Annotated in this window: 4 protein-coding genes and 1 pseudogene; 4 read left to right on the top strand and 1 reads right to left on the bottom strand. The window is 74.2% G+C overall.

What is annotated here, in order from left to right; translation table 11 throughout:
- From DKT68_RS01315 to DKT68_RS01300, 4 genes are all read left to right on the top strand, one after another.
- Nucleotides 1-2,416, top strand: a 2,416-nt coding sequence (locus DKT68_RS01315) for an FtsK/SpoIIIE domain-containing protein (protein ID WP_236646663.1), incomplete at its 5' end; no start/stop codon positions are given.
- On the top strand, nt 2,416-3,081 hold the full coding sequence (locus DKT68_RS01310; protein ID WP_109815607.1) for a hypothetical protein: 666 nt from the start codon (nt 2,416-2,418) through the stop codon (nt 3,079-3,081). The genes DKT68_RS01315 and DKT68_RS01310, both read left to right, overlap by 1 nt.
- Before the next feature lie 97 nt (nt 3,082-3,178).
- Nucleotides 3,179-5,728 (top strand): CHAT domain-containing protein, encoded by a 2,550-nt coding sequence (locus tag DKT68_RS01305; protein WP_109815606.1) that lies wholly within the window; start codon nt 3,179-3,181, stop codon nt 5,726-5,728.
- Between the two features lie 31 nt (nt 5,729-5,759).
- On the top strand, nt 5,760-6,269 hold the full coding sequence (locus DKT68_RS01300) for a trypco2 family protein (RefSeq protein ID WP_109815605.1): 510 nt from the start codon (nt 5,760-5,762) through the stop codon (nt 6,267-6,269).
- 151 nt (nt 6,270-6,420) lie between these two features.
- Here DKT68_RS01300 and DKT68_RS01295 read toward each other — a convergent pair.
- Nucleotides 6,421-6,697 (bottom strand): annotated as a pseudogene (locus DKT68_RS01295) (cupin); the annotation flags it as partial.

The following is a 6,697-nucleotide window of genomic DNA, read 5'->3' as shown; positions in this document are numbered from 1 at the left end:
CCGGGAGGCGCCCGGGTGTGCCGGCGCCGACTGGCCGGGATGGGCGCCCACACCCGCGCGGCGGGCCGAGCCGCCCGGCGCGCTGCGTGTCGGCACGGTCCGCATCGACGACGTCGACCCGGTGCCCGCGCTGGTGCCGCTGCTCGACGCCGGGCACGTGCACCTCTCCGGCGGCGATCGCGCCGGCTGCGACGCCGTGGTGGCCGCGCTGCTGCTGCGCTCCGTCGGCCGCGCCGACCCGGGGGCGGTACGGCTGATCGGGTACGACCCGGAGCACCTCGGCGGCGGCCTGGCCGGGTTCGCCCCGCTGGGCACCGCGGGGCTGCTCACGTTCGTCGGTCCCGGTGGGCTGGGCCCGCTGCTGGACGACCTGGTCGAGCAGATCCGCCGGATCAACGAGACCGTGCTGGCCGGCGAGTACGCCTCGCTGCGGGAGCTGGCCGCGGCGACCGGCCGCCGTCCGGAGCCGTGGCGGGTGGCGGTGCTGCTCGGCGGCGACGAGCTGAACCGGCACGAGCGTGGTCAGCTGGACCGGGTGGTGCGGGCCGGCGTGGCCTGCGGAGTGCACCTGGTGGTCCGTGGCGTGCCGCTGCCGGAGGATCCCGCGGTGACCCGGGTGGTGGCCGAGACGTCCGGCGCCCAGATCGGTGGCCCGTCCGGCCTGCCGGTCCGGCTGGACCCACCGCCACCCGCGACGCTGGTCACCGAGACCTGCCGGGAGATCGCCGCGCGGGTGAACGCCGGCCCGCCGCCGACCCCGTTCAGCGACCTGCTGCCGCCACCGGAGCTCATGTGGCGGGAGGACTCGGCCAGCGGGCTCACCGCGCCCATCGGCGAGGGGCCGCAGGGCCGGCCGGTGCGGTTGACGCTGGGCGACTACCCGCCGCACGCGCTGATCGGTGGGCCGTCCGGCACCGGCAAGACCAACCTGATCTTCGCCTGGATCGGCGCGCTGGCAGCCCGCTACTCCCCCGCCGAGCTGGAGTTCTACCTCCTGGACTTCAAGGAGGGGGTGTCCTTCGCCCGGTTCGCGAAGGGCCGGCGCGACCCGAGCTGGCTGCCGCACATGCGGTTGGTCGGGATCAACGTGAACACCGACCGGGAGTTCGGGCTGGCGCTGCTGCGGTTCCTCGCCGAGGAGCTGCGCCGGCGGGCCGACGCCGCCAAGAAGCACGAGGTGACCAAGCTGGCCGAGCTGCGGGCGGTCGACCCCACCGGGCACTGGCCGCGCATCGTGGCGGTGGTCGACGAGTTCCAGATGCTGCTGGCCGGGCGGGACGCGGTGGCACGCGAGGCGGCGGACCTGCTGGAGGACCTGGCCCGGCGCGGCCGGTCCCAGGGCATCCACCTGGTGCTCGCCTCGCAGGACGTCCGCGGCATCGAGGCGCTGTGGGGTCGTCCGGCGCTGGTCGCCCAGTTCACCCTGCGCATCGCGCTGCCCAAGGCGTTGCGGATCCTCGCCGAGCGCAACGACGCGGCGCAGTCCCTGCCCCGCTGGCACGCGGTGGTCAACGCCGAGTCCGGCATGGTGGAGGGCAACGAGATCGCCCGGATCCCGTCGGCCAGCGACTGGGAGACGTGGAGCGGCCTGCAGAACCGGCTGTGGCGGATGCGTCCGCCCGACGCGGCGCCGGCCCGGCTCTTCGACGGCGACGCGATCCCCCGGCTGGCGGACGCCCCGGACTTCCGGGCGCTGGAGGCGCCGGCGGACGGGAGCGCGCCGCGCAGCCCGGTGGCCCTGCTCGGCGAGATCATCGACGTGCAGTCCCGTTCGGCCGCGCTGCGGCTGCCACGCGCTCCCGGGCGCAACCTCGCGGTGCTGGGCACCCGGGTCGACGAGGCGTGCGCGGTGCTGGACGCGGCCGCCCGGTCGCTCGCCCGCCAGCACCCGCCGGGCACGGCCCGGTTCTCCATCGCCTGCCTGGACCCGGACGCCGACCCGATGGCCCGCGCGCTCTACGACGACCTGGCCGACGACGCCGCCTGGTACGACGAGGAGACCGTCGGTGAGCTGATGTCCGAGACGGCCGACGGGTTGACCGGCCCGGGCAGCCCGCACTACCTGCTGCTGTTCGCGGTCGACGCGGCGGCCGGTGCGCTGGCCGCGCGGGCGGGCCGGCGTACCGGGCTGGAGCACCTGCGTCGGATCCTGCACGACGGGCCAGAGCGGCGGACCCACGTGCTGGCCTGGTGGCGAGGGGTGGCCCGGATGCGCGCCGACCTGGGCGGGCCGGCCGCCCGCACCGACCAGATCGGCGCCTGGGTGGCACTGGACGCGCACGGCGGCGAGCTGGGCTCGTCGCTCTACCCGGGCACCGGCGGCCCGGACTGGTATCCCCGCCCGTGGCGTGGGCTCTTCTTCGACCGGGCGGTGCACCGCACCGGTCAGGTGATCATCCCCTATGGACCGTCCTGATGAACCAACCGGTAACGAGTGAGACGTACGCGGCGCACCTGCGCCGGCTGGCGGAGCTGACCGCCCGGGTGCGCGAGCAGCGCGCCGAGGCGCACACCTGGTACGAGCGGCAGTGCGCCGCGGCCGACCGGGCCGTCGCCGACGCCGCCGAGCAGGTGCGGCGCGCCGAGGAGGAGCTCGTCGCGGCCCGTGAGCAGCAGGAACGGGTCGACGCCGAGGTGGCGCACCTGTGGCAGCAGCTGCGGGAGCGGCTGGGCTCCGGCGCCCGCCGCCTCGGTGGCCCGCCGGTTCCGGCCAACGGCGGCGCCACCGACCCGGTGCTGCTGCTCGGCCGGGCCCGCGACCTGCTCGACCGGGCCGGGCAGCCGGGTGAGCTGCCGGGCTCGGTCAACCCGCTGCTGGCGCTCTGCGGGGTGGCCGGGGCCGCGCTGGCGTACGCGCTGGCCGCCGGCGCGCGTGCCCTCGGCGTCGGGTACGGCGGTGACCTCGCGGTCGGGATGCCGGTGCTGGCGCTGGTGGTGACCCTGCTCGGCCCACTGATCGGCCTGGTGCCGGCACGGGCGCTGGCCGACCGCCGGCACGCGGTGCTCGGGCCCCGGCCGATCACCGTGGTTCTCGGCGCCGGCCTGCTCGCGACCGCGCTGCTGCTGGTGCTCGGCCGCTGACACCGACCACGCCGGCCGCCGCGCTGTCCGGGGGACCGTCGCATAGCCGACGGACGATGCGGTGATTCGGCGCCGGAACTCCGATACGGTACGCGAAATGGTGAGCTTCCTCCTCAGCTACCGCCTCGACGACGAGAGCGTCGCCGCACGCCTGATCGACGACGCGCTGAGCGCTCGATTCGGCAGCGACACCGTCGTCCGCGCGGTCCCGGTCGCCACCGGGCTCCGACGCCGCCTGGCGGCCGCGACGGCACTCATCGTCGTGATCGGCCCGCGTTGGCACGAAGGCGTGGACGGTCCGCTGGAAAGTCCTTCCTACATCCACCGCGAGATCAAGACCGCCCTCGACCTGCGGATACCGGTCATTCCCGTTCTGGTGGACGGCGCGCGAGCGCCCCGCGAGACCGATCTGCCCGACGCGCTCCGGCCGCTCGCCCACCAGCAGTACCGGCGCATCCACCCGCGCACCGCCGACGCGGACGTCCGCCGCCTGATCGACGACCTCGCCACGAGATTCGGCGCGGACGACGGTGCCGGGCCGGTGGTCCCGCTGATCCTCAGCGAGAAGCCGGTGCCGAGGCTCACGTCACCCTTCGCACACCGAGCGGCGGCGGCGGTCGTCTACGCGACCGACGAGGGTGACCTGGAGGTCGCCGACCCTCGCCGCCCGACGCGGTGGACCGAACTGGTTCTCCGAAGGTATTCGACCCGCTACGAAGTGGACATCAGCGCCCACCATGTGGTCCTCGACGTCACGCTGCCCGCCAAGGACGACCCGTACCACTTCACCGCCATGCTCGCGGTCGACCTCCGGGTGACCGACCCGGCGCAGGTCGTCCGACGCGGGATCACGAACGCCGTGGTCCCGGTCCGCGACTTCCTACTGGAGATCCTCCGGCCGATCACCCGGCGGTACCCCATCGACCAGGCACTGGAGGCCGAGTCGGTCATCCACCGGCACCTCGGTCGCGACACGCTCGTCCCCGGCGGCATCACCCTCCGCTCGGTACGCACACGGCTGGGCGTCGATGAGCAGGGCCGCCGGTACCTGCGGGAGCGGGAGGAGAGGAGACGCGACCTGCTCGGCCTGGGCGCGTACCGGATGGATCCGCACGATCTGCTCTTGGCTGACCAGTGGCGAAGCGCTGAGCAGCCGACGTCCACTCCGGGCACCGGCTGGCATCCGAACCCGCTGCCGCTGCCGATCCCCGCCGGGCAACCCGAGCGACTGCTGGTGGCACGCGCGCCCGCCCAGGTTCCCGCCGGCCGGGACCTGAGCGTCGACGTCCGGATCGTCACGGACGGACGACCGGTCCACCCGGACGCCGTGACCTCACCGCTGGCCAACCTCCTCGTCGCCGACGAGGGCACACCGGTCACCGTGACCGTCCACGCGCCCGCCGGCCTGCACAACGAGGGACCGCTCCAGCAGACCGTGCTGGTCATGCCGACCGAGGACCCGGCGCCGATCCGGTTCGGCTTCGGAGCGCGTACCCCCGGGCTGTACCGCATCGACGTGACGGCCTGGGCCGGTGGCACCTTCCTCACCGAGGTGTCCGTCGAGGTCTCCGTCGCGGCCGGTGGCCCGTTCCGGGACGGGCAGCCGAAGACGGCGCCACTGGGCGCCCCGCGGGCACGGCCGGGCGAGGTCACCATGGAGGTGCGGTTCGACGGCAGCCGGTACACGTTCCAGCTGCGCTCCGACGCGGGAGAGCTGTTCGCCCCGGTCGTCGAGTCGATCACGAACACGCCGAACGCCGCCGTGGAGAACGCCATCCGGGAACTGCAACAGTTGGCCGGGGGCGGCTCGCGCTACAGCGCGGCGATGACCCGCGAGGTCATCCGCTCGGCGGGCATCCAGCTGTGGTCGGAGATGGTGCCCGCCGACGTCCAGGACCAGTTCTGGCAGGTCGGCTCGGGCATGAGCGCCCTCACGATCGCCACCGACTACGACGTTGTCCCGTGGGAACTGCTCTATCCGCTCAGCGCCCAGCAGGACGCGGGCTTCCTCGTCGAGCAGGTCCCGGTGGTCCGCCGCACCTACGGCCAGCGACTGACACCGAAGGTCGGCCTGCGCGACCCGCGCTTCGTCGTGCCGACCAAGGCGCCCACCGGGGCACATGAGGAGATCGCCGCCATCCGGGCGATCCTCGGAGCGGCCGACGGCGAACCGATCAGCCGGGCGGACGAGCTGCTCGCCCTGATCAACTCCGGGAGCCTGGGCGCGACGCACTTCGCCTGCCACAACACGTTCTCGGCGGACGGCTCGTTCATCGACATGGACGGCGGCCGGTTCAAGCCCGCCCTGCTCGCCGAGGCCAGCATCCGGAGGCTGCTGGAGGAGACCGGTCCGCTGGTGTTCATCAACGCCTGCCGGAGCGCGGGCACGGCGCCGACGTACACGAAGATGCTCGGCTGGGCGCAGCAGTTCATGTCGTCCGGCGCGGGCGCGTTCGTCGGCACGCTCTGGGCGGTGCGGTCGGAGAGCTCGGCCCGCTTCGCGACCGCCTTCTACCGGTCCTTCGCCGAGGGCGCCACGCTGGGCGCGGCGGCCCTCGCCGCCCGCAGGGACCAGCAGGACGACCCACTCGACCCCACGTGGCTGGCCTACACCGTCTACGGCGACCCGTACGCCACGGCCGCCTGACCGGCTCCACTCGCAGAAGGGCAGTTACGCCATGGACGTGATCGACTACAGCGTGCCCGTCGAGGAACTCGTGTCGGCGGTGAAGAGAGCCGTGAAGAAGGCCCGCATCTCGGCGTCCGACGCGGACCGGGACCTGCGGGTCGGGTCGGTTCAGCTGATCCTCAGCGCGGTCGTCACCACGAAGCTGGGCGGCGGCCTGGACTTCCGGGTCCCGGTGATCGGCTGGAAGGTCAAGGTGGGCGGCAGCCACTCCCGGCAGAAGACCCACACGATCGACATCACCCTCGTCGCCGAGGACCTGGAGGACCGGTACGAGCTGCGCGACAGCGCCGTCGAGGAGACCCTCGTCGAGGCGATCACCACGATCCGCGCCGCGGTCGCCGCCGGCACCTCGGGCGACGACCCGCTTGTGCTGAGGACCGGCACGGTGGAGCTCGTGTTCGGCGTCACCGACGAGGGCACGATCTCGGTCGGGGTCGAGGGTGAGCTGACCGACGAGATCACGAACACCCTCCGCATCGAGCTGGTCGGGGCCGGCTAGGCACGACGGCCCGGAGCGCACCGGCGCGCTGGCCTCGTGGCGCGATCGACCCGACTTCGAGGAAACCGGGCCGACCCCGCTGCCCGGACACCGCGAACCCGCGTCGATCACACGGCCGGGAGCCGACCGCCGGGCTCGCGGCCAGGCGCGCTCACTCCGGGACGAGTACGGCCTCGCGCAGCAGCCGGCGGGCCAGGGTGAGCCGGTCGGCGTCGTCGGGCAGCCCGGGCAGGTCGCCGACCCGGCTGACCGCGCCGGTGAGCACAGCCCGCACCGCCGGCTCGCACTCGGCGGGCAGCGTGATGGTGCGGTCGAACAGCCGCAGCGCCACCGTGTCCGGCCCGTGTGGCGCGAGCTGCCAGCGCAGGCCCGGGCGCAGGGTGAGCCGGGAGTCGGCGTCCAGAGCGGCCAGCGCGCCGGCCTGGGCC

This window comes from Micromonospora acroterricola (assembly GCF_003172955.1).
Lineage (GTDB): Bacteria > Actinomycetota > Actinomycetes > Mycobacteriales > Micromonosporaceae > Micromonospora > Micromonospora acroterricola.
The sequence above is the reverse complement of the archived record's forward strand: the minus strand, read 5'-3'. Positions and strand labels throughout refer to the sequence as shown.

Coding starts and splice junctions, on each gene's coding strand:
- DKT68_RS01310 (WP_109815607.1), top strand. CDS start 2,416: ATGAACCAACCGGTAACGAGTGAGACGTACGCGGCGCACCTGCGCCGG.
- DKT68_RS01305 (WP_109815606.1), top strand. CDS start 3,179: ATGGTGAGCTTCCTCCTCAGCTACCGCCTCGACGACGAGAGCGTCGCC.
- DKT68_RS01300 (WP_109815605.1), top strand. CDS start 5,760: ATGGACGTGATCGACTACAGCGTGCCCGTCGAGGAACTCGTGTCGGCG.